This window comes from Actinokineospora sp. NBRC 105648 (assembly GCF_030269645.1).
In the GTDB taxonomy this organism is placed as follows: Bacteria; Actinomycetota; Actinomycetes; order Mycobacteriales; family Pseudonocardiaceae; genus Actinokineospora.
Genome location: NZ_BSTR01000008.1, coordinates 122,149 through 149,096 on the forward strand (window position 1 = coordinate 122,149; position 26,948 = coordinate 149,096).

The window sequence follows — 26,948 nt, forward strand, 5'->3', positions numbered from 1 at the left end:
CCCGTCGCCCATCGGGCGGAAGAGGGGGAACGACGTGACGGACCGGCCGGCGCCAGAATCGGCGGACGACGAACCGGTGGCGGACCCGCCAGGGCAGGCGGCCACCCCCGCCGAGCCCGTGGCACCCGAGGACAGCGCACCCGAACCGACCGCGGCCGAACCCGCCGACGAAGCGGTTCCCGCCAGCACTACCGCAGCTGTCGGCCAGGGCACCGAACCCGAACAGGCGACAACGCCCGAGTCACCTGCGGGCGGCGAGCCCAAAGCGGCACTCGACCGGGCCGCCGAGGACGAACCAGTCGACGGACGGCCCCGGCGCAGGCGCGTATCCGCGTGGTGGATCGCCGCGCGGACAGTGGTCGCACTGGTGTCCGGAGCGATCTTGGTCGGCTTCGGCACGGTCACCGTGCGTCTCGACAACTTCCAGGAGAGTGTCACCACCACGGACGCCCTGGCCCAGGCCCAGCAGGGCCCCGGCGCCCCGGCCGCCGACGACGGCGCCAGCGACATCCTGGTCGTGGGCAGCGACACCCGCACCGACCTGCAGGGCCACCCGCTCTCGGCGCGGGTGCTGCGCGAGCTGCGCACCGAGGCCACCGACACGATCAACACCGACACGCTGATCCTGCTGCGCGTCCCGCACAACGGCGGCAGGGGCTTCGCGATCTCCATCCCGCGCGACAGCTACGTCCCGGTGCCCGGCTACCGCGAGGAGAAGATCAACGGCGCCTTCGGCGTCACCAAGGCCCGGTTCGCCCAGGCCATGGTCGACCGCGGCGAGGGCGACCGGGAGAAGATCGAACGCGAGTCCGACAACGCGGGCCGCACCGCGCTGATCTCCACCGTCCAGAACCTCACCGGCGTCCGCGTCGACCACTACGCCGAGGTCACCCTCTACGGGTTCTACCTGCTCACCGAGGCCATCGACGGCGTCGACGTCTGCCTCAACCACGCCACCAGCGACACCGACTCCGGCGCCAGTTTCCGAGCCGGCCCCCAAACCGTGCGCGGCGGCGACGCGGTCTCCTTCGTCCGCCAGCGCAAGAACCTCCCGCGCGGCGACCTGGACCGGATCGTGCGCCAGCAGACGTTCCTGTCCTCGGCGATGAACAAGGTGCTCAGCGGCGGCACCCTGACCGACCCCGGCAAGCTCAACGCGCTGGAGTCGGCGGTGTCCAAGACCGTGGTGATGGACCCCGGCCTGCACTTCCTCGACCTGGTCAACCAGGCCCAGTCCCTGGCGTCCGGCCAGGTCACCTTCGTCACCATCCCGGTCACCGGCGTCGGCACCCGCACAGAGCGGGGCCAGAGCGTGGTCACCGTCGACCCCACCGCCGTGCGCGCCTACGTCGCGGGCCTGGCCAGCGAGAACCCACCACCGCCCCCGCCACCACCCCCAGCGACAACCGGTGAGAACCTGACAAGCAGGCGGCTGCTGAACCTCAACGCCCCCTCAGCCGTCCCGTGCATCGACTGACCGGAGTCCCGTTGAGCCTCACTGAGACACTCCTACGCCCACTGCCGTCGGCAAAGCCCCTCATCACCCACTACGACGACGCAGCGGGGACACGGGTAGAGCTATCGGTCGCCACCGTCCGAAACTGGGCAGCCAAGACCGCGAACTGGCTGGTCGAAGAGCACGACGTAGAACCGGGAACACCGGTAGCCGTGCAACTCCCCGCACACTGGCAGACAGCAGGCGTACTACTCGGCGCGTGGTGGGCCGGAGCACACGTGATCGCCGACGGCCCAGCCGCAGTCACCTTCGTCGCCCCCGGCGAGTCAGCGGATGGCACCGTCGCGGCAGTGTCCCTGGACCCAATGGGCCGAGACCTGGGCGGCCCCTCCGGCGGCGCGGCCGATTTCGTCGGCGAAGCAAGATTGTTCGGAGACGACTTCTTCGGACCATCAGTCCCAGGATCAACCCTCGCCCTGGCAGGCATGACTGTCGACGAAGTCCTAACAGTGGCAAAGGGCCTCCCAGAAGGCACACGACTGCTGTCGACACTGGCCTGGACAATCCCAGACGGCGTACTAGCGGCACTGGTAGCCCCGCTCGCAACAGGCGGCTCCCTAGTCCAGGTAACAAACCCCTCCCGCCTCGACTCCCACCGCACCGCAGAACGCACCACAGTGGACAGACTGGCCTGAACCCCGAGTCCCACAACACCTTCACGGCAAGCCGACCCAGAATCTCGTCGCAGAGACCCGCAAACCCATGCCCGGCCCACCCCACCGTTCAATCCCACTTTTGTCCTCAAAGCCTCACCCCACAAAGCCGCACCCGCCCACCAGTCCTGCTCGATTTGGTGAAGTGGCTCTGCAACCCGCTCCCCAACCAGGCCACGCCCTCCCGCCCTCCTGCTCGATTGGGTGGAGTGGCTTTGTTTGGGGAGAAAAGAGGCGCTAGCCTGACCCAGGCGGTGGGTATCCCTTTCCCACCCGCTCTACCCACTGCGCCTCTTTTCTTAGGGGCCCCGAACAAAGCCACTCCACCCAATCGAGCACCCCCACCCAAGCCAAAACCCAAGAGCCAGGAGCACACGTGAAGTCGTTCAACGGCAAGACAGCCGTAGTGACAGGCGCAGGCTCCGGCATCGGTCGAGCCCTGGTCCACGCCCTCCTGGCCGAAGGCGCCCAGGTAGCCGCCTCCGACATCAACCCCGACGCTCTAGCCGAAACAGCCGCCCAAGCGACCGGCACCCTGCGCACCTACCACCTCGACGTAGCCGACCGAGACGCGATCTACGCCCACGCCGCCCAGGTCGAAGCCGACTTCGGCCGCACCGACCTGGTGGTCAACAACGCCGGTGTCGCGCTCAAGGGCAGCGTCCGCGAGATGTCCGACGACGACCTGCGCTGGGTCATGGACATCGACTTCTGGGGCGTCGTGCACGGCTCGCGTGCGTTCCTGCCCGCTCTGGTGGCCGCGCGTGGCCACCTGGTGAACGTGTCGAGTGTGTTCGGGTTCATCGGGGTGCCCACGCAGAGCGCGTACAACGCGGCCAAGTTCGCCGTGCGCGGCTTCACCGAGGCCCTGCGGCAGGAGATGCGCCTGGAGCGCACCGGGGTCGGGGTGTCCTGCGTGCACCCTGGCGGTATCAAGACCAACATCGCCCGCAACGCGCGCACGTCGGACCCCACCGAGGCCGCCGATTTCAGCCGCTCCCTGGACCAGGTCGCGATCACCACACCCGAGGCGGCCGCGCACACCATCCTGACCGGGGTGCGGCGCGACCGGGCCCGCATCCTGATCGGGCCGGACGCCTACGTGATCGACGCCCTGCCCCGCGTGTTCGGCTCGCTGTACCAGCCACTGATCAAGGCGGCGGTCCGCCGCCTCTCCCGCTGACCCCGGCAGGCTCAGCCCATGGTCTTCTGACCGTCGAGGCTCTCCCGGATGATGTCCGCGTGCCCCGAGTGCTGCGCCGTCTCGGCGATGAGGTGCAGCAACACCCGCCGAATCGACCACGCCTTCCCCGGCTCGAACCACGGCGCCGACGGCAACGGGAAAGCCTTGTCCAAATCAGCCGTCTTGACCAACTCATCGGTGCGGGCGGCGACCGCCTCGTAGTTGGCCAGGAAGTCGGCGAGCTTCTCACCAGGGTTCATCCGGTGCTCATCCGCCCAGTCACCCTGCTCGCTGCGCATCAACTCGGCCCCACCAACCATGAACCGGTACCAGGCCGACTCGGTAGCGGCGACGTGCTTGATGATTCCCCCGATCGTGAGCGCACTGACGGTCGACCGCTCCCCAGCCTGCTCATCGGTGAGGTCCTGCGCGGTGAACCGCAGGAAGAACCGGTGCCGGGCAAGGCTCTCCAACAGGTCCGCCCGCTCATCACTACGCAGCTCGGTCCCGGCGTCGGCGCTGGTCATCGGTAGTCCCCTTCGGTCTGTCTCGGTCTCTTGAGGACAACTCTAGGACCTCTTGCGGACAACTTCAGTCCGCAACCAGAACAGGTTTTGACCGGCCGCCGCGGCCACCCGCCAGCCGCCGACCTGAAGTCGCCACACAAGGAAACTTACGTGGTCTGACAGGATGGCGTCATGGACGAGGACCTCGCGGACGTACTGGGCACGGAGGAGTCACCCGGCCTTGAGTTCAAGCAGTCCGTGAAGGACACCGGCGCTCTGCTGTCCACGATCTGCGCGTTCGCGAACGACCTGCCCAAGCTCTCCGGCGGCGACCTCCTGATCGGCGTGGATGACCGCGGAAAGCCCGTTGACGGTGTCGACACCTCCGACAAGGCGCTCCTGACGCTGACTGAGATGCGTGACAGCGGGAAGATAATCGATCGACCCTCGATGGTCGTGACCCGAGCGGTTTTCGCGGGCAGAACAGTGATCCGGATCAGGGTCGAGGCCTCGAACACCCCGCCGGTGCGCCTCAACGGAACGGCGTGGGTCCGGCCGGGCCCGACCACGAGGCGGGCATCTCGCGACGACGAGCGGGTCCTCACCGAGAAGCGGCGAGCCAAGGACAAGCCGTTCGACGCACGCCCGCTCCAGGACTCGTCGCTGGAGGACATCGACCTGGCCTTGTTCACCAACGACATACTGCCCGCCTTCGTCGCTCCCGAGGTCCTCGAGGAGAACGGCAGGCCACTAGCCCAACAACTGGCCTCCCTCGGCGTGACCGACAGCGAGGAGGTCCCTACCGGAATGGGGCTGCTGCTGGCCGGCCTCAACCCGACCGCCTTCATCCCGGGCGCGTACCTGCAGTTCATCCGCTACGAGGGCACCACCGTCGACGGCCCGATCTCCGATTCGCAAGAAATACGCGGGAACCTGGTCGACTCGGTCGAACGCCTCCAATCGGTCCTGCGGGGGCACCTGCACACCCGTGTCGAGTCCACCGACGGATTCCGCGAACACGACGTTCCGGACTACCCACTCAACGCTTTGCGCGAAGCGTGCATGAATGCCATCATCCACCGGAACTACGAGACATCGTACGCGCCAACGAAAATAGCCTGGTTCTCCGATCGAATCGAGATCACGAATCCAGGCGGGCCATTCGGACAGGTTCGCGTCGACAACTTCGACCGGGTGACCGACTACCGGAACCCCTCGCTGGCAGGCGCCATGAAGGCACTGGGGTTCGTCAACAGGTTCGGCCGCGGCATCGGCCGGATCCAGGCCGCCCTGCGCGACAACGACAACCCGGCCGCGGAGTTCGTCGTCGATGACTCATCCTGGCTGGTCACCATCAGGAAGCCGGCATGATCTCCCTCGCGCTGTTCAACAACAAGGGCGGGGTCGGCAAGACCACCCTGACCTACCACCTCGCACACATGCTCCAGCGCCTCGGCCTCCGCGTGCTCGCGGTCGACCTGGACCCGCAGTCGAACCTGACGTCGGCCTTCCTCAGCGAGGACGACCTGGCAACCCTGTGGGACGAACCCCAGTCTCCTGCCTGGCAGGTGGAGCAACCCGCCATAGGCGTCTTCCCGCAGATCCCGGATGGGGTGGGCACCATCGCCCAGTCCGTCCAACCCATTATGGACGGGCTGGGCGACATCCACCACTTCCCCCCGGTCGAGATCGCGTCGGGGCTGTTCCTCATCCCGGGCGATCTCGACCTGAGCGCTTTCGAGGACAAGCTCTCGGATGCGTGGCCGCGGAGCTTCCCGGGCAAGGACTTGGCAGCGATCCGAACGACGACCGCTTTCTACCGGACGATCTTGGTCGCCAGCCACCACGTGGACGCCGATATCGTCCTCATCGACGTCGGACCGAACCTCGGCGCCATCAACCGGGCCGCCCTCCTCGCCTCGGACGTCGTCTTGATGCCACTCGCCGCCGATCTGTTCTCGCTGCGCGGCTTGCGGAACCTGGGCCCCACTTTGCGCGAATGGCGCACAACCTGGCAGGAGACCATCCTGCCCAAGCTGCCCGAGAGCATCCCCGCTCCCGGCGGCCACATGAGTCCACTGGGCTATGTCATCATGCAGCCGACAATGCGCCTGGATCGCCCGGTAAAGGCCTACCGGCGCTGGCTCGAACGCATTCCAAGCGTTTTTGAGACCGCCGTCCTGGGCCGCGCGGAACCCGAAGAGTCATCTCAGGCGTACGAGATCGCGACCTTGAAGAACTACCAGAGCCTGATGCCGCTCGCTCATGACGCACGCAAACCCATGTTCGACCTGAGAACCGCGGACGGCGCGATCGGCAGCATGCAATCCTACGTCCAGCGCTGCTATCAGGACTTCAGGAATCTGGCCCACAAGATAGTTGCCCGCCTGGACGACGAGCACCTCAAGGGCAAGATCCGACACTGATCGCCCGCGATGGAAACCACGCGGGCAGGCGCACGACGGGACGGCCCAACCGAAATCGGGCCGTCCGGAGACCTTCGTCTAGCGGTGGAACTGGCCCTTGAGCAGTGCCCGGGCCATGACCATGCGCTGGATCTGGTTGGTGCCCTCGTAGATCTGGGTGATTGCAGTCCTGGGTAAACGCCACCAGGACGTATCCGAGGAAAACAGCCTCTGACCTGGTCTTTCACCTCTCGACACTTCTCACCGTGTTGCACTGCTTTTCGACCTCTCACGGCCTGTAGACGGCCTGATCTTGATGCCCCGCCCGCTCCTCCTGGGACGCTCGGCGGGGCACGATCATGTCCGCCCCGGCCGCTCTGGGAGGCGAGACGACCGGGTGACTCAACTCCCTGGGGCTTGGTCGCCCCCGCTTCCTCACTCCCTGGGGCTTGGTCGCCCCCGCTTCCTCGTCCCGGCCGCCCTAGCGGTGGTGGGGCGGTGTCAAGGGTCGGGCTCGCCCGATCGCGCAGCGACGCCGTAGGCGCCCTTGATGCCGGTCCGTCACCGTTAGACGATTGCGCGAGGGAGGAAGCCCCCCGCTCAAGGAGGAGCCTCGAAGCCGCGGTGACCTCGCCAGCTCAAGCCACAGCCGTGCCGTCTGTGCGGCGTGGCGCTCCCCACCGACACCCAAGGCCGTGCCACGCGCCCGCGCGGGCGGAGCGGAGCGGGAGCCCGCGCCGTGGCGCGATGAGTCCGGCCCCGAGCGGTGGTGACGGGCCAGCACGAGCCGCGCCGCGCAGGCGGCGCGGCCTTGATCCCATAGAGGCGACTTCAGCAAGAACTACTTGTCCAGATCGTCGAAGATGCTGCGTGTACTGTCGAAACTATTCTTATGTGAAGTGGCGTAGGATTCAACTGGTTCTCGTTGTTCTCTAGATGCGTCAATCTCGGCGATCATTTGTTCGATCTTCTTAATATAGTACGTCAATGAAGTCAACGTATCGTAATCGCCCGCAAGGGCGTCAGCGTAAGTTTCGAGGGTGTCGACTAGCGGACCGTAGTAGTCCTCAGCAGAAGTCTTATCGTCTATCTCACTATTGTAGTTCCAAGTGTGTAAAACTTCATCCAAATTCGGAACAAGAATGTCTTTGACGGATTTCAGTATGTCACCGCGCTCCTGTTCGGTCAGCAAGATTCTGAACTCGGGAAGCACCAGCCATCCTTCATCTGGCGTATCAATAGCCAGCTCACTCACCATCTCCAACACCTTCTGCCGCTCACCCTCACCCAAAAGACCCTCTTGCAGAAGGCGGGCCAGTACTCGCGGCGATGGCATCGCGCTCAGATATGAGTTCAACAGTAGAAGTTCGTGCACAAAATTGGGATCAACCCCCATATAGGAGATGATGAAATCTTTTGAGCTGCGATCGACGAAGAAGTTGTGCCATTGCTTACTGGTACCCCAATTCTTCATTGCCCTGGCTTTGCAATCGAACATCTTCTTCGCAACTATCGTAAAGAGGGTGGGCGATACAACTACCAAGGCGCCCCGCAAGGCTCCACTTCCGCAGTCAACCTGTGTCAGCAGTGTCGAGTCGCTGAGACCGCGCACAAATACATCTACAAGTGCCGAGTTGTTTCCGATGAACTGCGCGAAACCCTCACGCAAGGTAGGGTGATGAAAGTCGAGAACTCCGTCGCTTCTGTACCGCAGGAAAGCATCGAGCAATGATCTTATTGCTGATTGCACTAGGATTTCACTAGTTCCTAGCTTCGAAATGACTCCTAGATCCAACTCCGATGGCGCGAACGGCTCTACTATTCCGTCGTTCATATAGATAATCGCAAGTGCGGCGATATGCTGATCTTCAAGACCCTCGTAGATGTCCGCAAGTAGCTGGGGTGCACGCTCCATGAACGCCAAGACATTTTTTTCCGTGCAAATCAGTCCAGCAGTAAAGGATCTTCTTCCAAGTCGCCTGGCCGCTTCCGGCCTGAACGGCTTCACCTTTGAAACTTCATTCAGACAGTCTTTGACTGCCGCCCGGAATGGGCGAGATTGATCACCCATCTTTACGTGATTGTATAGTATTTGTCTCTTTTCCGACAGAGTTAAGGTGGCGACATCGACAACAACGCGACTCTCAGCGAGCAGAGGGTAGTAGTACTCCTTAAGATACTTCCTTGCCTCTGCGTAGATATAACTCCGGGAGGTGAGAACGAACTTCGCTCCGCCCGATATTGCCGACATCATCTTAACAAGGCTTTTGGCCCATTCGTCTGTCAGGTTTCGATCATGACGAACGACACCGAAGGCGTCATCGATCCAAAAGAACTGGTTCGGCTCATTTGGATTCCAGTGTTGAACAAACTGCTCCGGCGTTTCCACCTTTACAGTGGAGCAACCCCACGAGTCCAGCGCAGTCATTGCCAGCACCGATGCAATTACTGTCTTGCCTACAGCAGGCTCCCCCAGAAGCAGGACGAATCCATTTTCTTGAATTGCCTGCACCGCATCAAGATAAGGTTGCGTAACGACAAAAGTCGACAAATCCGGTTTGAGATAGTCGATCAAATTTCGCGCTTGGGCGTAACTGCGCTCATCGATTATTTGCGATAGATCTCCCAGTCCATAGATGCGAGGCACAAGCGCTCGCAGTTTTGGATTCTTGGCAATAGTTTGGTTGATCCAACCTCCCGCCAGTACAACCACATTCTTAGCACCATGCCTTTTACCTTCAACAACGATATCTTTCTCGGAATTGCCGGTAACACGTGCGTTTGTCACCAGGACGTAGGATTCGCAAATGCCGTCCGCAACCAGTTTCCTGATTTTGTCGAACTCGTCAGCGAGCATAGACTTGCTAAGTGTCCCCCCGGCGTTCGTCGTGTGCTTGCACTGCACAACAATGGGTCCGCTCAACAGGTTGTCGATTCCAAGTTCGGGGCAAGGTTTCCAAGTTCCATAGAATGCTCCATCCCGCCCGCCATCATTACTATCGGCGAAAGGTTGGACCGACTGACCCAGCAGTTCACCCAAGATGAAGGCTACTAGGTCCTGAAACGCCCTCCAGCCAAGCGTATGCAGCTCGAACGAGGGAACCCCAGGCGCGATAGCTTTCTTCATAGTGCGCGTCCTAACTTCGAGCGGACCCTATTGGGGTAATATCGCACAAGTCAGCAATAGCGTTACGTCAATCCAGAACGCAACACGGAACCGTCCACAGGACCGTTCGCTGACTCGAGGTTATACCTAATCTCCCGCAATAAGATCGAGCAGAGCTGACCCGGCGGAGCTTGCGAATCCAACTGCGGAAGACGCCTCGGAAGTATAGGGTAGTCCGACCGCATCCGTAATTCTCGCTCCCGCTTCCCGTGCAAGAAGCACGCCAGCGGCCATGTCCCACGGCGAATTAGACAGGATAATGGCGGCGTCGGTACGGCCTTCGGCGAGCCAGGCTAGGTCGATGGCGGCGGAGCCGAACATACGAATGCGTTCGACGTTGGCCGCTAGGCGCGCGGTGACGGCCAAGCGTTCACGGTTCTTTTCCGGGGCGCCAGGGCCTACGGCGTAGTCACCTAGGGAGACGATGGCAGAGGACAGGTCTGTGGTGGTGCTGGCCGTGATGGGGCCGGATTGGTTGTAGGCGCCCCCGCCTTCGGTGGCGGTGTAGTGCATGTTGAGGGCGGGAAGGTCGATGACGGCGACTACGGGGCGGTCGTTGGTGACCAGGGCTAGGGAAACGGCGAAGAGAGGGAGGCCGTGGACCAGGTTGGAGGTGCCGTCGATGGGGTCGAGGGTCCAGACGGAGTCGCCGGGGGCTGCGGTGGTGCCTTCTTCTTCGCCTAGAAAGCCGATGCCGGGGGTTTGTACGGCGAGGTAGGCGCGGACGGTGCGTTCGATGGTGATGTCGAGGTCGGTGACGCGGTCGCGGTCGCCCTTGTCGCGAACGGTGAGAGGGCCTGCGCGGGCGATGAGGTCGCGGGCGATGTTGACGGCGTCTTCGGCGATCTTGAGGTGGGCCTGGTGCTCGTTCACGCGGTGACCTCTCGGGATCGGCTCCATAGGGATTCGAAAACTTGGCAGAACGTCTCGTAGAGGCCCGGGGTCTCGCCGCGTTCGGCGACCAGGGTGGGGGACTCGATTCCGCGGCCATCGGATAGATACGGCTGCACCACGCACAGGGCATCGTCGACGATCGTGATGTTGAAACGGATGGTCTCGTCGTAGACGTGCAGGCGTAGGCGGGGGGTGGCGTCGGGGGTGAGTTTGAGGGCGACGCGCTTGAGGGCGCCAATGTTGACGTCGGTGAGGGTGGACAGGAGGTCGCCGGGGTGGCCTTCCTCGGCGCCGCGTCGGCGGATGGCTTCGCCTGCGGGGTCGAGGAACAAGCAGTCGACTTCGGTGCCGCCTTCGATGAGGTCGATCAAGTCGCGGTCGGGGTACTGCTGGCAGAGCAGGTTGAGCGACAGGCCGACCATGCGGATGGAGCGGGCGCCGTCGAAGAGCTTGTGCGGCGGCATGTGGTGGTGGAACTCGGATCGGCTGGTATAAGCCGCTGTGAGCCCTGCCAACTCGGCACGGGCAACAGAGGCAGGGGCGACGCGCTCGGGAGTTGAGGCGGGCTCGGGGATGAAGTCCATGCCGCCTAGGTAGGGCTTGAAGAGCTGTTCGGCCGACCAGTTCGGGAACATTGTTTCCAGAATCCGGCAGTGGTCCGCATATGGCAGACCGAGGAGCTCGCCGGAAATCCAACGGTAGAACTGTGCCTTACTCGGATAGCCGCCAACTAGAGACGGGTCTACCCTTTTCGCGGCGCGATCGTATTCGCGACAGAAAGCCCGGTGGCCTTGCAGATGGCGCTGTTTGAGCAGCACTTTCAACAGGATGGTCGTCTCGGTCAACGGGCGCCTCCCACCTCGGTGGACGTCCCGACGCTACCACATAGACGAGACAGAGACGAGACCGCCTGAGTGTCAGGTGAGGCCAGGCGGGACTACGGCGGTGTCTCGACGGGACTCACCAGTGCCGAAGCTGTAGTCAGCGGCCGGAGCGGGTCGCAGACACAGCGGAGGTATGGACACCAATGGGTATCAGCAAAGGGCACCGATTTCCGGTCGAGTTCGCGGACGCGTTTCCTCAGGGTCTAATTCTCATCGGCGACGTGGCGCCGGACAACGAGTACCAGTCGCGGGACGACCGGTCGGCGGGTCGGCCGGTGCGGCAGCGGGTGGACGAGATGACCGGGCAGCGGCAGTGGAAGGCGAACGTCACCGACCCCAGCGAGCAGAACGCCAAGCGGGCGTCGTTCGAGTTGACGTTGGTCGCCGAAGTTCAGCCGGTGCCGACCACGTCGGAGGTGCTGCCGGGCATGCGGGCGATCGAGCTGCTCGGGCTGACGGCTGAGCCACGTGTCGCGGGCAACGGTGAGTTCAAGTACCAGTCCTACGTCTACCGCGCCACCGGGTTCGCGGCGGCGGCTCCAGCCAGCGGCGGAGCACGGGTAGGCAGGGGCGATACAGCCAGCAAGGCGGCGTAGGCCATGGCGCAAGAGCCCTCGGAATCGGCGGTGCCCTTCCGTGACTGGCCTGGGTGGGGACGGGACTGGAACGTCCCGCCTGTACCGGGCGAGATGGTCAAGCGCTGGCAGGAGGCGTATCGACGCTTCGGTCAGGCGTACGAAGCAACGGCGAAGCGGCCACCGGGTGACGTCAACGCGGCCCGAGAGTTGGCGGAGGCGTCGTGGAACGTGGCGGTGTTGTGGCGTGAGATCGCCGGGACGGCGGGTCTTCCGTGGTGGTTGCTGGCGAGCCTGAACGCGGCGGCTCAGGCGTTTGAGCAGCAGGCTAGGGACTGGAACGCGCGATCCCGTGTCGACGTCGATGTTGCCCCCGGTCACCCGCGTGTGCGGCGTGACAGTGGAACGCGATAGCGATGTCCGCCGCGAGGGTGCGGGTTGGCACGGGGCCGGGTGAGATCCGCCTGTTGCGTGCCGCGCATAAGGCGTTGGTCGCGATTCGCCCAGCCCCGTCGGCTCCTGTCTCCGATTGGAGGAAGTACTACTACCACAGCGCTGCCACCTATCGGAAAATATCCCAAGTAGACGCGGGCAACGTCACTGAAGCGCTGTATTGGGCAGAACGCGAACACGAGAAGGCGCAACGGCCGCTGGACAAGATCCCGACCGACGCGATCGGAACCGGGCCGCACAAGGTCCGCTTCCGGTCCCTCGATGCGTTGTGCAGAGAGCTGGACGACACGCACCCGAGTATGAACGCCCAGCCTTCAGTGTGGTTGACCTATCACGAGTACTGCGCAGAACTGTTCGCTGCTGTAGCGGAGATCGACCGGTGGAACCACCATTTGGCGCTCTACTACGCCGATAAGAGCCGACAAGCCGCGCGGGAAATACGAAGCAAGGAGGCATGAGAAGACTGCGATTGCCCTGGGGTACCGGATAGGTGACCGCCGTGGTCGCGGCCAACGTGTACTGGCGGTGGAGGCGCCGCAGCTTCTACCCCAGGGCAAGGGATCGGTTCCCGAGTCCTCCGGGATGGACGATCGAGCACCACCGGGACTACACCCGGTTCTGCCGAAAATGCGATCTGGTCAACACTCGGGATCACTGCGGAACCTTGATGGCCCGGCTGAAATTAGGGGTGTACCAGCCAGAGGATTGAACAACCAAGTCCAAATTGGAGCTAATTTACCGCGCGTGGGTCGTGCGGCGATGACGCGCGGTTTGATCGTACTTTCAGGAACGTTAGGTCACAGAAGCGGATTCTGGTTTGGCGGCCTTTTCCGCTTCTGCGCCTGTCCACTCGGGGAGTAGACGTGGCAAGGGTAGAACAGTGCTCGGGGGCTCCCGCAAGGGGGCTCACCCGGATGCGGTGCGAGAAATGCAAGCAGTTTGCCCGGTTGTTGCCCGGTGACACCGACTGCGCGGCGTGCATGGGTGTGTTGGCGCTTGAGTTCAGCGGCGTCGGTCACCCCGTGCATGCGGTTGTGCGGGGTGGTTGGTGAAGGGCAGTAGGTGGGTTGAGCCGGCGCCGTTGGAGGTTGCCCGGCCCCGGTTGCCGTGGTGGACCATGCTTCCGCGTTGGGTGAAGCTGGTTCTGCTGCCGTTCGCGTTGGTCGTGGTGGCGATGTGGGTGGCGGTCAAGGTGGCGCGGGTGGTGTGGTTCTACCCGGTCTCGGTTGTGCTCGGCCTGGTCGCGTTGGTGCTTCACGGGTGGGTGGGGCCGTGGGTGCTCGGGGCGGTCGTGGCGGTGGCTGCGGTGGGGTTGTTGGTGTGGTGGTGGCGGGACAAGACCCGGTTCGACATCTGGTTGCGGTGGCCGCGTACGGAGTTGCGGCGGGCTGCGGTGTACGCGCACCAGTGGCGGACGGTGGCGCGGTTGTCGAACCTGACCGCGTCCGCGAAGGGCCGTGAGTACTTGCCTCGGTTGCGGCGGACCAGGTCGGAGGGGTGGCGGGACCGGGTTCGGGTGCGGATGGTCAAGGGCCAGGCGCCGGAGCAGTGGGAGGCGCGGGCGTCGGGGTTGGCGCACGCGTTCGGGTCGCGGTCGTGTCGGGTGCGGGTGATCCGGCCCGGGGTGATCGAGCTAGATTTGGTGCATTCCAACCCGCTGGCCTCGCCGGTGGCTCTGCCCGCGATGGGCACCGAATCGGCGGTGGATCTGCGACGGGTGGTCGTCGGCCGCACCGAGACCGGCAAGCCGTGGCGGCTGCGGCTGCTGGGCAACCACCTGCTCACCGTGGGGGTCTCCGGCGCGGGTAAGGGGTCGCTGTTGTGGGCGGTGGTGTGGGCGTTGGCGCCGTTGGTCGAGGCCGGTGCGGTGCGCCTGGTGGGCATCGACCCCAAGGGCGGGATGGAGCTGGGCCAGGTCCCGGAGGTCTTCGACCGGGTCGCCTACGACAACGGCGAGGCCGCGGTGACCCTGCTCGAACAGGTCGCGGTTCAGGTGCGGGAACGCGCGGCGACGTATCGGGGTGTGCGGCGGCTGTGGGCTCGGGAGACCGGGGAGCCGTTCACGCTGCTGATCGTCGACGAACTTGCCGATTTGATCGCCTATCAGACCGACAAGCGGTTACGGGAGCGGGCTCAGGCGGCGTTGCAGACGATCACCTCCCAGGGCCGGGCGCCCGGGTTCGGGGTGTTGGCGTTCGTGCAGGACCCGCGTAAGGAGGTCGTGCCGTTCCGGAACCTGTTCCCGACCCGGATCGCGATGCGTCTGGATGAGGCCGTCCAGGTGGACATGGTCCTCGGGGACGGGTTGCGGGCGCGGGGGGCGAACGCCCACGAGATCAGCGAGAGCACCCCTGGTGTCGCGTGGATCAAAGTGGACGGTCAGCGTGATCCGGTGCGGGCGCGGGCGTTCCATGTCACGGACACGAACTTGGTGGAGCTGCGGCACTACATCACCGGCGGCTCGGCCACCATCATGCCGTTCCCGGACCGGGCACCGCGTGAGATCGAAGGGGGGACGGCGGCATGAGCGACACCACTGTGCCCCAGCTACCCACCCGAGGGCCACTGTCCGCCGATGTCGTGCGGGCGACAGCGGAACAGCACGGGGTCTGTGTGCGGCCGTTCACGATGGAGGTCACCGACTCGGATACCGGGGCGGTGAAGTACATCGGGGTCCCGTGTGGTTCCACAGTGGAATCGGTGTGCCTGCCGTGTGCGCGCAAGGCACGGGCGCTGCGCATGGTCCAGTGCCGCGAGGGGTGGCACCTCACCGAGGAACCCGCCACCGCCACCGCCGCGCCTACCGGGGATCAGCGGGCGTTGGTGGAGCTGCGCGCGGACCTGGTGGCCGCCTACCGGGATGCGGTGGGAGCGGACGCCGATGATCTGCGAGAGGAGATCCGCTCGGTTGACGACGAGCTTCACCAGCTCGGGGTGCGGGGACGGCTGCCCAACCCGGACGGCGCGGCCAAGCGGGCACCCCAGCGGTCGACCAGGCGGCGGCAGGACACGCCGAACCTGCCCCGGCGACGGGTGGAGAAACGCACCCTCGGACGCGAGTTCGCCGGCGGCTACCGACCGTCGATGTTCATCACCCTGACCTGCGACACCTACGGGCCGGTGCGCTCGGACGGCTCACCGGTCGACCCCGCCCGCTACGACTACCGGCGGGCCGCACGGGACGCGGTGCACTTCGCCTCCCTGGTCGACCGGTGGTGGCAGAACCTGCGCCGTGTCGTCGGCTGGGACGTGCAGTACTTCGCCACGGTCGAGCCCCAGCGTCGGGCGGCGCCGCATCTGCACACCGCGATCCGGGGCAGCGTCGCGCACGAGGTGATCCGCCAAGTCACCGCGGCCACCTACCTCCAGGTGTGGTGGCCCGCGCATGATGAGCTGGTCTACGGCGCCGGTCGGGTGCCGGTGTGGGACGGGGAACGGTTCGCCGACCCCGACACCCGGCAACCTCTCGCCACCTGGGCCGATGCGCTCGACCAGGTGGACGCACCCGCACACGTGGCCACTTTCGGCGCTCAGGTCCATTCCAAGGGCATCCTGGGCGGTTCCGAGGAAGCTGGACGGCACATCGGCTACCTGACCAAGTACCTCACCAAGTCCACCGGTGAAGTCGTCTCGGCCGACACCAGCACACAGCGAGACCACCACGACCGCCTTCACGCGGAACTGGCGGTGACCCCGTGTTCGCCTCGCTGCGCGGTCTGGCTGCTCTACGGCATCCAACCCCAGGGCGCGACCAGCCGCACCACCCCCGGGCACTGCAAAGGCCGCGCGCACCGCCGCACCACCCTCGGCCTACCCGGTCGACGCGTGTTGGTGTCGCGGAAGTGGTCAGGGAAGACCCTCGCCGAACACAAGGCGGACCGAGCCGCGTTCGTCACCGAGACCCTGGCCGCGGTGGGCATCGTCAAACCCGCCCCAGACACCTCGGCGTTGGTCTGGCGCAAGCTCGCGCCCGGCGACCGCAACGCACCACCCCGGGATCACCTCGTCATGCGCGCCATCTCCGAACGCGTCACCTGGCGGGCCGAATACGAACGGGCACTACTGGCCGCCCACGGGCCGCCGGGTGGTCTCGATGTTTCAGCAACTCAAACGATAGCGGCCTGACCTGGGGGAATTGTCATGGACAACGTGCGCAGTATCGACCGGCTGTGGTCGGTGGAGGACGTCTCGGCCTATCTCGGTGTGCCGGTGAAGACGCTCTATCAGTGGAAGTGGCGGGGCCAGGGGCCGCCGGTGCGCAAGATCGGACGTCATCTGCGGTATGACCCGGCCACGGTGCGGGCCTGGGCTACGGAAGCGGCGTAGGCGCGCCATGGGACATGTTCAGGATCGGTGGTACCGGTCGAAGGTCGACCCGGCCACAGGCAAGAGGGTGCGGGAGAAGACGGAGCTTCACGGCACCGGTGAGCGGTATCGGGTGCGGTATCTGGACCCGGCGGGACGGGAGCGGTCAAAGAGTTTCCCGGACAAGCAGAAGCGGGCGGCCGACAATTTCCTGTTGGCGGTGGAGAACGACAAGCGGGAGGGCCGCTATCTCGATTCGCGCGGGGATCGGGTGCTGTTCCGGCAGCAGGCGGAGAACTGGATCAAGGGCCAGTCAGACGACCCGGCGACACGGGAGGTGCTGCGGAGTCGTCTCGACAGCAAGATCCTTCCCGCGCTGGGTGACCTGCCGTTGACGAAGATCAGACCCTCGACCATCCGGGACTGGTTGGGGGAGATCGAGGACCAGGCGGCCAACTACAAGGTGGTGCTGTTCAGCGCGGTGAGCGGGGTCCTGGAATCGGCTGTCGATGACAGGTTGATCGGGACGAACCCGTGCAAGGTGAGCACGATCCGTCGCCCTACCGGGGGCAGTGGCGCGGTTAAGGAGGTGTGGCCGGAAGAGCGGGTGAAGGCGATCCGGGACGGCATCGTGGAGCGGTGGCGGATCGTGGTGACGCTCGGGGCCGGGTGTGGGCTGCGGCAGGGTGAGCTGTTGGGGCTCTCGCCGGATGACGTCGACGAACAGAACATGGTCGTCCATGTCCGGCGGCAGCTCCGGACCGTGGGCGGGGTGAAGGTGTTCGCGCCGCCCAAGGGTGGCAAGACGCGGACGGTGCCGTTGTCGGCCGGGCTGCTCGATGAGATCCGGTGGCACCTTGCCGACTACCCGGCGCCCGTGGTGACGCTGCCCTGGCGCAAGTCCAACGGTGAGCCGACCACGGTCCGGGTGCTGGCGTCCGGGGAGCACGGGCGGCTCTACTCCGGTGACCTGTTCAACAAGACCATCTGGGCGGGGGCGTTCCGGCGGGCCGGGCTCAAGCCCGCCAAGCAGGTGGACGGGATGCACGCGCTCCGGCACTTCTACGCCTCGGTGCTGTTGGCTCAGGGCGTCTCGGTCAAAGAGCTGGCGACCTACCTCGGTCACGCTGACGCCGGGTTCACCCTCCGGGTGTACACCCACCTCGTCCCGTCGAGCCACGAGCGGGCGCGCCTGGCGGTCGATTCGGTGTTCGCCCCGCCTGGTGCCGCTGACGGCCTGGGGACGGCCTGATCATGAAAACCAGCCGTCCCCAGGGATCGTCGAACAAGATCAATCTAGCCCTTGAGCAGCGCGCGGGCCATGACCATGCGCTGGATCTGGTTGGTGCCCTCGTAGATCTGGGTGATCTTCGCGTCGCGCATCATCCGCTCGACCGGGAAGTCGCGGGTGTAGCCTGCGCCGCCGAAGAGCTGGACGGCGTCGGTGGTCACCTGCGTGGCCGTGTCGGAGGCGAAGGTCTTGGCCGCGCTGGAGGCGAAGGAGCCGTCCGGCTCGCCGCGCTCGACCTTGGCGGCGGCGGCGTAGACCAGGTGCCGGGCGGCCTCGATCTTCATCGCCATGTCGGCGAGCATGAACTGGACGCCCTGGAACTCGCTGATCGCCTTGCCGAACTGCTTTCGGTCCTTGACGTAGGCGACCGTGGCGTCCAGCGCGCCCTGGGCGATGCCCAGCGCCTGCGCGCCGATCGAGTGCCGGGTGTGGTCGAGGGTGCGGAACGCGAGCCGCAGGCCCTGGCCGGGTTCGCCGATGATGCGGTCGGCCGGGATGGTGCAGTCCTCGAAGTAGATCTCCCGGGTGGGTGAGCCCTTGATGCCGAGCTTGCGCTCCTTGGGGCCGACCGAGAAGCCGGGGTCGTCCTTGTGCACCATGAACGCCGAGATGCCGTCGGCGGGCTTGGCCGCGTCCGGGTTGGACACCGCCATCACCGTGTACCAGCTCGACTCACCGGCGTTGGTGATCCAGCACTTCGTGCCGTTGAGCACCCAGGTCTCGCCGTCGAGCCGGGCCCGGGTGCGCATGGAGGCGGTGTCCGAGCCCGCCTCGCGCTCGGAGAGGGCGTAGGAGGCGCACTCGCCCGCCGCGATCGCGGGGAGGACCTGCTGCTTGAGCTCCTCGGAGCCGCCCAGGATCAGGTTCATCGTGCCCAGCTTGTTGACCGCCGGGATCAGCGACGACGACGCGCACACCCGCGCGACCTCCTCGATGACGATGTTCGCCGCCACCGAGTCCGCGCCCTCGCCGCCGTAGGCCTCCGGGATGTGCGGGGAGTTGAAGCCCGCCTTGTTGAGCGCGGTCAGCGCCTCCACCGGGTACCGCTCCTGCTCGTCGACCTCGGTCGCGTGCGGTGCGATCTCGTTCTCCGCGAGGTCGCGCACGGCCTCGCGCAGCGCCTTGTGCTCGTCGCCGAGCTGGTAGAGCCCGAAGCCCGCGTCCACGTCAGTTACCTCCCGGTAGGAACCCTGTTCACCAGGAGATGTTAGTACTGGTTTACTAGGATGTCCTTGTGTCCTGCCGCACCGGTCTCAATCGATGAAGCCCGCGGCCAGCAGCACCTCGAAAACCGTCACGGTGTTGACCACCGCGACGACGGCGAACGCCACCAGGGCGCGTGCCAGCGGCCCGCCCCGGCCCGGCCGCACCATCGACCGCTGCCACCCCCAGAGCAGGGCGAGCACCCCCAGCGAGAACGGGTTGACCACGGAGACCACCAGCCCGAGCCCGACGTCCTCGACCGCGATGGCGGTCACGGTCATCACCAGCAGCCAGCCCGCGGGCGCGGCCCAGCTCATCAGCCGCCAGGTCGAGTCCGGCATCGGCACCCGCCCGGCCACCGCCGCGGCGACACCCGCGCCGAGCGCCAGCACCAACCCGGCGATCATCGCGCTGGCGCTGAGCCTGCTCGTGTCCCGCCACCAGGGCAGCGCGGCGCGCTCGGCGGCCAACTGGTCCGCGGTCAGGCCCAGGTCCCCGCTCAGCGCGGCCGTGTCGGAGGCGTGCCCGTAGTCCCCCGGCATCGACTGGCACCCCACGGACGCACCGTCGAAGGTCGCCGTGCACCGACTGCTCGTCGAGGCCCCCGGCTGGTGGTAGGTCAACGTGACCACCAGCGGCTTGCCCACGACCTCCGCCGTGCAGGTGACCGCCGACCGGTCGCCACCGCAGTCGAGCCGTTCCCGGGGCAGGGTGACCGGGTTGTAGTCGTCGCCGCCGAAGACGACCTGGTAGACGCTGTCGCGCACCAGTCCGGGCGCCACCAGCAGCATCAGTCCCGCGACCAGCGCGAGGGCGAAGACGGACAACACCGGGACCACAGCGCGCAGCGTGACCGCGGGGGACTCGACAGCCGTCGGCATCTTGCGAACTCCCTTGGCAGCGCGGGAAAACCCGTCGCCCACCAAGTCGCCCACACGGCGCGCGTGTTACCGCGCTCAGAGCACGTAGCCACCTAGCAGCAGAGACAGGCACACGGCCACGATCGCGTAGATCCCGGCGAGCGCGCCCGCCACGAACACCCACCGCCTACCGACCTTCGGCGACAGCGTCAACCACTGCCACCACCCGACCCCCACCGCGACGACCGGCATCGGCGGCAACAGGGCCAACGTCCAGATCTCGGTGTGGGAACGGAGAAGCAGCGCACCCATGAGCACGAACGCCCCCAACGCCACCGCGCCGGCCCCCAACGCCCAACCCATCCGCCCACGCACCGCCGGAACCGGGAGCCGCAACGACCCATACCCCGCGCCGATCCCGAGGAGGGCAAGCAACACCGCGCCCCAACGGGCCCACCCGTCCCCCTCCCGCCACCAGGGAACCGCGTCACGCAACGCAGCCACCGCAACAGGATCGGTGATCAACGGCCCAGGGATCTCCACGGAGTCGGCGACGGCGAGCAACGGAGTCTTGACATAGCAAGGGGATTCCCGGCCCTCGAAGGAAATCCAGCACTCCTTGGTCGAGGCTCCACCACTGAGCTCCAACGCCGCCTCGACCCGCAACGACCGCCCATCGACATCGGCGACGCACACGGCGGTCGCACGCTTCTCCTGGCACGAGAGCGACTCGGGCGGAAGCAAGAAGCCATCCGCCCCATCCACCACGACCTGCGACAACCCCACCGCCCGCGACGGCGCGACCCGAGCGAGCAGCCCAACAGCACCAACCAACCCAACCACCACGATGACGGGCAGCAGCACCCGGAGAGCCGACCACCGCACGGGAGTCCTTCGCGAGAGAGGGAGACGGACAACGGGAGCATATGGCGTGGTCAGCCCACCGTCAGCGAAATGCAAGGACCGGCTGCCAAGCTTGTCCCAGCAAGGCAAGCGGGAGAGGTGCCCGGAGCGGCTCAACGGGTTCCTGTTCTACCAGGAAGGGCCTCGGCCCACGCAGGTTCAAATCCTGCCCTCTCCGCAGCCAGGGGCCCCGCACACGCGGGGCCCTTTTCTTGCATACCGGCAAGTCAGCCGATGATCAGCCCAACGTCAGAACCAAGTGCCAAGCTTGTCCCAGCTCAAGGAGAGGTGCCCGGAGCGGCTTAACGGGTTCCTGTTCTACCAGGAAGGGCCTCGGCCCACGCAGGTTCAAATCCTGCCCTCTCCGCAACCAAGGGCCCCGCACACGCGGGGCCTCTTTTCCTTTCCCCGCAACACAACGAACGTCAGCCACCAGTCAGCCCACCATCAGCACCGGCTGTCAAGCTTGTCCCAGCAAGGCAAGCGGGAGAGGTGCCCGGAGCGGCTCAACGGGTTCCTGTTCTACCAGGAAGGGCCTAGTGCCCACGCAGGTTCGAATCCTGCCCTCTCCGCCACACAACGGCCCCGCCCACAAGCGGGGCCTTTCTCTTTACCCACAACACATTCCACACACCTGCGACAACCCCAGGACCGGCACCGACCCCGCCGCGCCCTCGCGCCTCACCACCACCACAACCCGCTCTACCTCCCCCACCCCACCGCCACCCGGCCACCCAGCCCCACCCCCAGACCACTCCGCCCCCTGCATCCCATACGCCAATACCGCTAAGTTAACATTTTCCCTGGTCATAGCCGGTGTCGAGCCTGGATCACCCACTGCCTGTCTGTCCATATAGGACAATATTGGTGGCGTTAGGCCACCAGGCACTGGTCGCGTCGGCGCATCCGACCGTCCGCCCGGTGGCGGCGGTCTTACCATCGACACCCTCAAGAGTGCTCTGACCTGCTAAAACAGCGCTAAAGTTAGCGGTATTGTCCCATACGCAGCCAAAACACGGGCGGGAGGTGGTTGTTCAAGGCATCTTTCCCGCCTTGACAACCACCTCCCGCCCGTAGTCACACTTGGCGTAGGGGATTCAGGGAAACCCGCACAAACACCGAGGAGACACACTCAGCTCAACGAAGCACGCAGCGCAGAGTCCTTCTCCAACACCATCTCCGCCAACGCCCCCTGAAACGCCACCATCCGCTCCCGCAACCCCTCATCAGCAGCACCCAAGATCCGCACCGCCAACAGCCCGGCGTTGCGCGCCCCGCCCACCGACACCGTCGCCACCGGCACCCCCGCGGGCATCTGCACGATGGACAGCAGCGAGTCCATCCCGTCCAGGTACTTCAGCGGCACCGGCACGCCGATCACCGGCAGCACCGTCGCCGAGGCGACCATGCCCGGCAGGTGCGCGGCCCCGCCGGCGCCCGCGATGATCACCCGGAGGCCGCGCGAGTCGGCCGAGGTGGCGTAGTCGAGCATCCGCTGCGGGGTGCGGTGGGCCGAGACGACGCTGACCTCGTGCGGCACGTCGAACTCGGCCAGCGCCTCGGCGGCCAGGCGCATGACCGGCCAGTCGGAGTCGCTGCCCATGATCAGGCCGACGATCGGGTTCGTGGTCACCGCGGTGCTCTCCTAGTGGATCTCGTAGCCGTCGAGCCAGACGCCCGTGGACAGCCAGTGCGCGGACAGTTTGGCCCGCGAGCGCACGTCGGTCAGCACCGAGCCGAGAAAGGTCACATGTCCGACCTTGCGCCCGGGCCGCTCCTGCTTGCCGTAGTAGTGCACCCGCGCGTCCCGGAAGCGGGCGAACAGGTGGTGCAGCCGCTCGTCCACGCCCATCTCGGGCGGGACCGGCGCACCCAGCACGTTCGCCATCACCACCGCGGGCGCCACCGGGTCGGTCGCGCCGAGCGGGTAGTCCAGCACGGCCCGCAGGTGCTGCTCGAACTGCGAGGTCAGCGCGCCCTCGATCGTCCAGTGGCCGGAGTTGTGCGGGCGCATCGCCAGCTCGTTGACGACCACGCCCGCGTCGGTCTCGAACAGCTCCACGGCCAGCACGCCGACCACACCCAGCTCGTCCGCCACCCGCAGCGCCAAGTCCTGGGCCGCCTCGGCGGCCTCCGCCGGGAGATCAGGCGCGGGCGCGAGCACCTCGACGCAGATGCCGTCCACCTGCACGGTCTCCACCACCGGCCAGCACGCGCCCTGCCCGAACGGCGACCGCGCGACCAGGGCGGCCAGCTCCCGGCGCATCGCGACGCGCTCCTCCACCAGCAGCGGCGTGCCCGCGGCGAGCAGTTCCGGGACCAGTGCCGTGGCCGCCTCCGGCCCGTCGAGCATCCACACACCGCGACCGTCGTAGCCGCCGCGAGCCGCCTTGAGCACGCACGGCCAGCCCGCCGCTTCGCCGAACTTCAGCACGTCGGAGACGTCGGAGACCTCGGCGAACCCCGGCACCGGCAGCCCCAGCGCGGCCAGCCTGCGGCGCATCACCAGCTTGTCCTGCGCGTGCACGAGCGCGTCCGGCCCGGGGAAGACCTTCACCCCGTCGGCCACCAGCGCCCGCAGGTGCTCGGTCGGCACGTGCTCGTGGTCGAAGGTCAGCACGTCCACCCCGGCGGCGAACCCGCGCAGCGCTTCGAGGTCCGTGTGGTGACCGAGGGTGACATTGGGCGAGACCAGGGGCGCGGGCTCGTCGGGGCCGACCGAGAGCACGTGCAACGACTGGCCGAGGGCGACCGCGGCCTGGTGCGTCATGCGCGCCAGCTGCCCGCCGCCGACCATCCCGACCACGGGGAAACCGGTACGTGAGTCCACGAGCAGAGGACTCTACCCAGCCCGCCGCGACCGCTTGACCAGCACTGTCACCCCGGCCACCAGCGGCACCAGCAGGTAGGCGCTGCCGATGACGTACTCGGCCGGTCCCCAGTCGAACTCCACGGCCCGTCCGTTGCGCATCGCGAGCAGGACGCAGCTGGCGTAGACCAGCACCACCGCGCCGACCGGGGCCAGCGCGCGCCAGCGGCCGGACTCGGGGAGCGGGTCGGGCAGGCGGGAGAGCAGGAACACCAGCAACGGCACCACCCAGACCCAGTGGTGCGACCACGACACCGGGCTGACCAGCAGGCCGAGGAAGGCCGTCACCAGCAGCGCGGGCAGGGCGCGCCCCTCGCGGTGCAGTCGCCGCACCCAGAGCACGCACGGCACCGCCAGCACCGCGGCGATCGGCAGGACGACGCGCATCGACCAGTCGGCGTTGTCGGTCAGCCGCAGCACCAGCCCGTTGAGCGACTGGTTGCCCGCCCAGTAGATCGGCCCGATGCGCTGCGGGTCCTGCACCGCGGTGCCCCAGAACTGGCTGACGTCGTGCGGGATGAGCACGTACATCAGCCCTTGCAGGACGGCGAAGGTCACCACCGCCCGGGCCGCGTCCGCCCGCCTGCCGGTGATCAGCAGGTGCGCCACGAAGATCAACGGCGTCAGCTTCACGGCGGCGGCCACCCCGGTGAGCACACCGCCGAAGCGACCGGTGACCACCAGGACGTCCAGCACGACCAACGCCATCAGGACGATGTTGATCTGCCCGAGGAAGATGGTGCGCCACACCGGTTCCAGCCCCAGCAGCAGCACGCCGAGCCCGGCCGCGGTGCGCACCGGGGTCATCCACTGTGGACGGTCCGGCAGCGCCTCCACGCAGACCTTGATCACGAGGCTGAGCAGCAGGATGGAGATCGCGGCGAGCAACCCCCAGGCGACCTGGGTGGGCACCAAGGCCAGCGGGACGAACAGCAGCGCGGCCGTCGGCGGGTAGGTGAACGGCAGGCGCGCCCAGGACGGCTCGTCGCTGAGGAAGAGGTTGTCGTAGAGCGGCTCGCCGTGCAGCAGCGCGACCGCGCCGGACCGGTACACCGCGTTGTCGACCCCGAGGTGCCACCCGAGCCGCCAGCCCACGATCCCGGCCAGCACGCACACCACCGGGAAGAACAGCAGCGCGACCAGCGGTGGCCGGGTGCGCAGGGCTGGCTTGGTCACGCCCGACAGCCAACCATGCCCGTCCGCGCGGTCGCCGGGGTGCGCCGACTACCCGGCGCGCGGCTCAGGCGCGGCCCATCGCGTGGACGAGCCGGATCGCGGCGGTCTCGCCCGCGGGCAGCCGCTCGACCCGCATCTCCGGGCGCACCGGCCGCAGGGCGGGGTCCACCGCGAGCCGCTCGGTGACCATGGTCCGGGCGGCCGCGGTCCGCTCGGCGAGCCTCGGTTCGCGCTCGGCCAGGACGATCGCCACCGACGGCCCCAGCACCGCCACGCTCTCCCCGCCGTCGAACACCGCGCGCAGGGCGTCACCGACGAGTGCCATCGCCATCAGCCGCGGCCAGCCGCGCACGTCGGCCAGGTCGAGCACCACGCCCAACAGCACGAACCGCTCCGACGGGCAGTAGCCGTCGCGCCTGGCCTTCGCGTAGACCTCGCCGAGCCGGACCCGCAGGTACTCCGAGGTCGCCTGCCCGGACAACGTGACCCCGGCGGGGTGCATGACCTCCAGCGCGGCGTCCGCCCAGGCGAGCGCGGTGGCCCGCAGCAGCGCGGCGGGCGTGGCGTCGGGATCGGGGGCGATCAACCCGGTCGAGTCCGGCGGCGCCTCGAGCACGGCGTGCAGCGCGGCCAGGTCGGTCAGCGTCTCGTCCAGCCCGGCACCCGCCACGGCCCGAGCCCTGGCCAGGCCGTCGAGGGCGAGCAGCAGGTCGGTCCCGGAGAGCACGGACGCGCACACGTCGTCCACCTCCGGCACCCCCCAGTCGCTCGGGTAGCGCCAGCCCGCGCCGAGGCTCGCGGTGCGCCACCGGGTGCGCAGCACGCGCAGTGCCCGGTCAGTACCGTCAGCATCGCCGCGACGCCAGCGCGACCCCGCCTCTCGTACCGCCACAGCTCCGAGTCCCTTCGCCGGTTCCACAAGTGGGATGACGCCGCAGTGCCCCTGTTGTGACGCCAATCCGGTGAACCAGTGGTCCAAACCCACCCTCCCCCGACCGAGGGAGGCGTGACGCCGGGGTGAGCATCAGTCACACTTGGTCGCGGGAGCACGACCCGCATTGCCCGGACGGGGAGTCCCGAGCGAGTGGGTCGAGCGAAAAGGTGAGGGAGGACCGTGTCGACCGTTCCGGCTGGCATCGACGGCCCGAGTGACGCCGAGCTGATCGAATCGGTGCGGGCGGGGACGACATCGGCCTACGGGCCGCTCTACGAGCGCCACGTCGGCGCCGCGCGCAACCTTGCCCGACAACTGGCCCGCTCGCAGGCCGAGGCCGACGACCTGGTGTCCGAGGCGTTCGCCAAGGTCCTCGACACCCTGCGCCAGGGCCGCGGCCCCGACTCCGCCTTCCGGGCCTACCTGCTCACCGCCCTGCGCCACACCGCGTACGACAAGACCCGCCGCGACCGCAAGGTCGAGCTGTCCGACGACGTCACCCAGGTCAGCGGCGTGAACCAGGACGCGGTCAGCGTCCCGTTCGCCGACACGGCGGTGGCCGGGTTGGAACGCTCGCTCGCGGCGCAGGCCTTCGCCAAACTCCCCGAACGCTGGCGGGCGGTGCTCTGGCACACCGAGATCGAGGGCCAGTCCCCGGCCGAGGTCGCCCCGATACTGGGCCTGAGCCCGAACGGCGTGTCGGCCCTGGCCTACCGCGCACGGGAAGGGCTCAAACAGGCCTACCTGCAGGTCCACCTGGCCGAGTCGAGCGCCGAACGCTGCCGCGCCACCGCCGAACGCCTCGGCGCTTGGGTGCGCGGCGGCCTGTCGAAGCGGGAGACCGCCCAGGTCGAGGCCCACCTGGACGAGTGCGAACACTGCCGCGCCCTGGCCACGGAGTTGGCGGACGTCAACAGCGGCCTGCGGATCTTCATCGCGCCACTGGTACTGGGACCGCTGGCGGTCGCGGGCTACCTGGCAGCCGCCAAGGCGAGCGCCGCGACGGCGGCCGCGGCGCTGGCCGGCGCAGCCGGATCGGGACTCACGGGCGTGGCTTCGGGAGTCGGCGGCACCACTTCGGGTGGAGCTGCAACGGCTGGCGGTAGTGCTATCGGGACGAGCACTGCGGTGGGGGGCGGAGCTAGCGGTGCTGGTGCTGGTGCAGCCGGTAG

General features: G+C 66.9%; 22 protein-coding genes, 3 tRNA genes and 1 pseudogene. 15 read left to right on the plus strand and 11 right to left on the minus strand.

The features are described from left to right. The first annotated feature begins 34 nt into the window (after nucleotides 1-34). The 3 genes from QSK30_RS10485 to QSK30_RS10495 all read left to right on the plus strand — a co-directional run bounded on the left by QSK30_RS10485 (nucleotide 35) and on the right by QSK30_RS10495 (nucleotide 3,352). Nucleotides 35-1,477: an LCP family protein gene (locus QSK30_RS10485; protein ID WP_285501785.1), complete on the plus strand. Its 1,443-nt coding sequence runs from the start codon at nucleotides 35-37 to the stop codon at nucleotides 1,475-1,477. Between the two features lie 11 nt (nucleotides 1,478-1,488). Further along, entirely contained in the window at nucleotides 1,489-2,151 is a 663-nt protein-coding gene (locus tag QSK30_RS10490; protein WP_285501787.1) for a TIGR03089 family protein, read from the plus strand. A gap of 394 nt (nucleotides 2,152-2,545) precedes the next feature. Then, nucleotides 2,546-3,352: an SDR family NAD(P)-dependent oxidoreductase gene (locus QSK30_RS10495; RefSeq protein WP_285501789.1), complete on the plus strand. Its 807-nt coding sequence runs from the start codon at nucleotides 2,546-2,548 to the stop codon at nucleotides 3,350-3,352. Nucleotides 3,353-3,363: 11 nt separating this feature from the next. On the opposite strand, the gene QSK30_RS10500 is transcribed toward QSK30_RS10495, so the two are convergent. Further along, on the minus strand, nucleotides 3,364-3,879 hold the full coding sequence (locus QSK30_RS10500; protein WP_285501791.1) for a DinB family protein: 516 nt from the start codon (nucleotides 3,877-3,879) through the stop codon (nucleotides 3,364-3,366). Between the two features lie 171 nt (nucleotides 3,880-4,050). Between QSK30_RS10500 and QSK30_RS10505 the strand changes: the two genes are divergently transcribed. After that, nucleotides 4,051-5,229: an ATP-binding protein gene (locus QSK30_RS10505; RefSeq protein WP_285501792.1), complete on the plus strand. Its 1,179-nt coding sequence runs from the start codon at nucleotides 4,051-4,053 to the stop codon at nucleotides 5,227-5,229. After that, nucleotides 5,226-6,284 carry a ParA family protein gene (locus tag QSK30_RS10510; protein WP_285501793.1) on the plus strand — a complete coding sequence of 353 codons (1,059 nt, stop codon included), beginning with the start codon at nucleotides 5,226-5,228 and terminating at the stop codon, nucleotides 6,282-6,284. Before QSK30_RS10505 ends, QSK30_RS10510 begins: the two co-directional genes overlap by 4 nt. Before the next feature lie 820 nt (nucleotides 6,285-7,104). Here QSK30_RS10510 and QSK30_RS10515 read toward each other — a convergent pair. From QSK30_RS10515 to QSK30_RS10525, 3 genes are all read right to left on the minus strand, one after another. Further along, a complete protein-coding gene (locus QSK30_RS10515) occupies nucleotides 7,105-9,390 on the minus strand; it encodes an nSTAND3 domain-containing NTPase (protein ID WP_285501794.1) in 2,286 nt (761 codons plus the stop codon). 126 nt (nucleotides 9,391-9,516) lie between these two features. Then, the gene (locus QSK30_RS10520) at nucleotides 9,517-10,302 is read right to left on the minus strand and encodes an inositol monophosphatase family protein (protein WP_285501796.1); all 786 of its coding nucleotides are present in this window, start codon (nucleotides 10,300-10,302) and stop codon (nucleotides 9,517-9,519) included. Then, a complete protein-coding gene (locus QSK30_RS10525; protein WP_285501797.1) occupies nucleotides 10,299-11,168 on the minus strand; it encodes a DUF5919 domain-containing protein in 870 nt (289 codons plus the stop codon). The genes QSK30_RS10520 and QSK30_RS10525 overlap by 4 nt, the downstream gene beginning before the upstream one ends. Before the next feature lie 182 nt (nucleotides 11,169-11,350). Between QSK30_RS10525 and QSK30_RS10530 the strand changes: the two genes are divergently transcribed. The 6 genes from QSK30_RS10530 (at nucleotide 11,351) to QSK30_RS10555 (ending at nucleotide 17,792) form a co-directional block, all read left to right on the plus strand. Next, the gene (locus QSK30_RS10530; protein WP_285501798.1) at nucleotides 11,351-11,803 is read left to right on the plus strand and encodes a hypothetical protein; all 453 of its coding nucleotides are present in this window, start codon (nucleotides 11,351-11,353) and stop codon (nucleotides 11,801-11,803) included. A 395-nt stretch (nucleotides 11,804-12,198) separates the two neighbouring features. Next, the gene (locus QSK30_RS10535; RefSeq protein ID WP_285501800.1) at nucleotides 12,199-12,693 is read left to right on the plus strand and encodes an AMED_5909 family protein; all 495 of its coding nucleotides are present in this window, start codon (nucleotides 12,199-12,201) and stop codon (nucleotides 12,691-12,693) included. Between the two features lie 674 nt (nucleotides 12,694-13,367). Further along, complete coding sequence (locus QSK30_RS10540) at nucleotides 13,368-14,762, plus strand: FtsK/SpoIIIE domain-containing protein (RefSeq protein WP_285501801.1); 1,395 nt, start codon at nucleotides 13,368-13,370, stop codon at nucleotides 14,760-14,762. Next, nucleotides 14,759-16,360 carry a replication initiator gene (locus QSK30_RS10545; protein WP_285501802.1) on the plus strand — a complete coding sequence of 534 codons (1,602 nt, stop codon included), beginning with the start codon at nucleotides 14,759-14,761 and terminating at the stop codon, nucleotides 16,358-16,360. Before QSK30_RS10540 ends, QSK30_RS10545 begins: the two co-directional genes overlap by 4 nt. A gap of 15 nt (nucleotides 16,361-16,375) precedes the next feature. Next, nucleotides 16,376-16,561 carry a helix-turn-helix transcriptional regulator gene (locus tag QSK30_RS10550; protein ID WP_285501804.1) on the plus strand — a complete coding sequence of 62 codons (186 nt, stop codon included), beginning with the start codon at nucleotides 16,376-16,378 and terminating at the stop codon, nucleotides 16,559-16,561. A gap of 67 nt (nucleotides 16,562-16,628) precedes the next feature. Beyond that, on the plus strand, nucleotides 16,629-17,792 hold the full coding sequence (locus QSK30_RS10555; protein WP_285501805.1) for a tyrosine-type recombinase/integrase: 1,164 nt from the start codon (nucleotides 16,629-16,631) through the stop codon (nucleotides 17,790-17,792). A gap of 44 nt (nucleotides 17,793-17,836) precedes the next feature. Here the strand turns inward: QSK30_RS10555 and QSK30_RS10560 are convergent, their stop codons facing one another. From QSK30_RS10560 to QSK30_RS10570, 3 genes are all read right to left on the minus strand, one after another. Continuing rightward, nucleotides 17,837-18,997, minus strand: a complete 1,161-nt coding sequence (locus QSK30_RS10560) for an acyl-CoA dehydrogenase family protein (RefSeq protein ID WP_285501807.1) — start codon at nucleotides 18,995-18,997, stop codon at nucleotides 17,837-17,839. A gap of 87 nt (nucleotides 18,998-19,084) precedes the next feature. Continuing rightward, on the minus strand, nucleotides 19,085-19,915 hold the full coding sequence (locus QSK30_RS10565) for a hypothetical protein (protein WP_285501809.1): 831 nt from the start codon (nucleotides 19,913-19,915) through the stop codon (nucleotides 19,085-19,087). Nucleotides 19,916-19,990: 75 nt separating this feature from the next. Further along, nucleotides 19,991-20,779 carry a hypothetical protein gene (locus QSK30_RS10570; RefSeq protein WP_285501811.1) on the minus strand — a complete coding sequence of 263 codons (789 nt, stop codon included), beginning with the start codon at nucleotides 20,777-20,779 and terminating at the stop codon, nucleotides 19,991-19,993. A gap of 111 nt (nucleotides 20,780-20,890) precedes the next feature. Here QSK30_RS10570 and QSK30_RS10575 point away from each other — a divergent pair. From QSK30_RS10575 to QSK30_RS10585, 3 genes are all read left to right on the plus strand, one after another. Beyond that, a tRNA-Arg gene (locus tag QSK30_RS10575) sits at nucleotides 20,891-20,975 on the plus strand. Between the two features lie 104 nt (nucleotides 20,976-21,079). Continuing rightward, nucleotides 21,080-21,164 (plus strand) — tRNA-Arg (locus QSK30_RS10580). A 119-nt stretch (nucleotides 21,165-21,283) separates the two neighbouring features. Next, a tRNA-Arg gene (locus tag QSK30_RS10585) sits at nucleotides 21,284-21,372 on the plus strand. 557 nt (nucleotides 21,373-21,929) lie between these two features. On the opposite strand, the gene purE is transcribed toward QSK30_RS10585, so the two are convergent. The 4 genes from purE to QSK30_RS10605 form a co-directional block, all read right to left on the minus strand. Beyond that, the gene (purE, locus tag QSK30_RS10590) at nucleotides 21,930-22,400 is read right to left on the minus strand and encodes a 5-(carboxyamino)imidazole ribonucleotide mutase (RefSeq protein WP_285501923.1); all 471 of its coding nucleotides are present in this window, start codon (nucleotides 22,398-22,400) and stop codon (nucleotides 21,930-21,932) included. 42 nt (nucleotides 22,401-22,442) lie between these two features. Next, the gene (locus QSK30_RS10595) at nucleotides 22,443-23,627 is read right to left on the minus strand and encodes a 5-(carboxyamino)imidazole ribonucleotide synthase (RefSeq protein WP_285501813.1); all 1,185 of its coding nucleotides are present in this window, start codon (nucleotides 23,625-23,627) and stop codon (nucleotides 22,443-22,445) included. 12 nt (nucleotides 23,628-23,639) lie between these two features. Further along, nucleotides 23,640-24,842: a glycosyltransferase 87 family protein gene (locus QSK30_RS10600; protein WP_285501815.1), complete on the minus strand. Its 1,203-nt coding sequence runs from the start codon at nucleotides 24,840-24,842 to the stop codon at nucleotides 23,640-23,642. A 64-nt stretch (nucleotides 24,843-24,906) separates the two neighbouring features. Further along, the gene (locus QSK30_RS10605; RefSeq protein WP_285501816.1) at nucleotides 24,907-25,734 is read right to left on the minus strand and encodes a GGDEF domain-containing protein; all 828 of its coding nucleotides are present in this window, start codon (nucleotides 25,732-25,734) and stop codon (nucleotides 24,907-24,909) included. A gap of 279 nt (nucleotides 25,735-26,013) precedes the next feature. Between QSK30_RS10605 and QSK30_RS10610 the strand changes: the two are divergent. Further along, nucleotides 26,014-26,613: pseudogene (locus QSK30_RS10610) on the plus strand (RNA polymerase sigma factor); the annotation flags it as partial. Nucleotides 26,614-26,948: the final 335 nt, after the last annotated feature.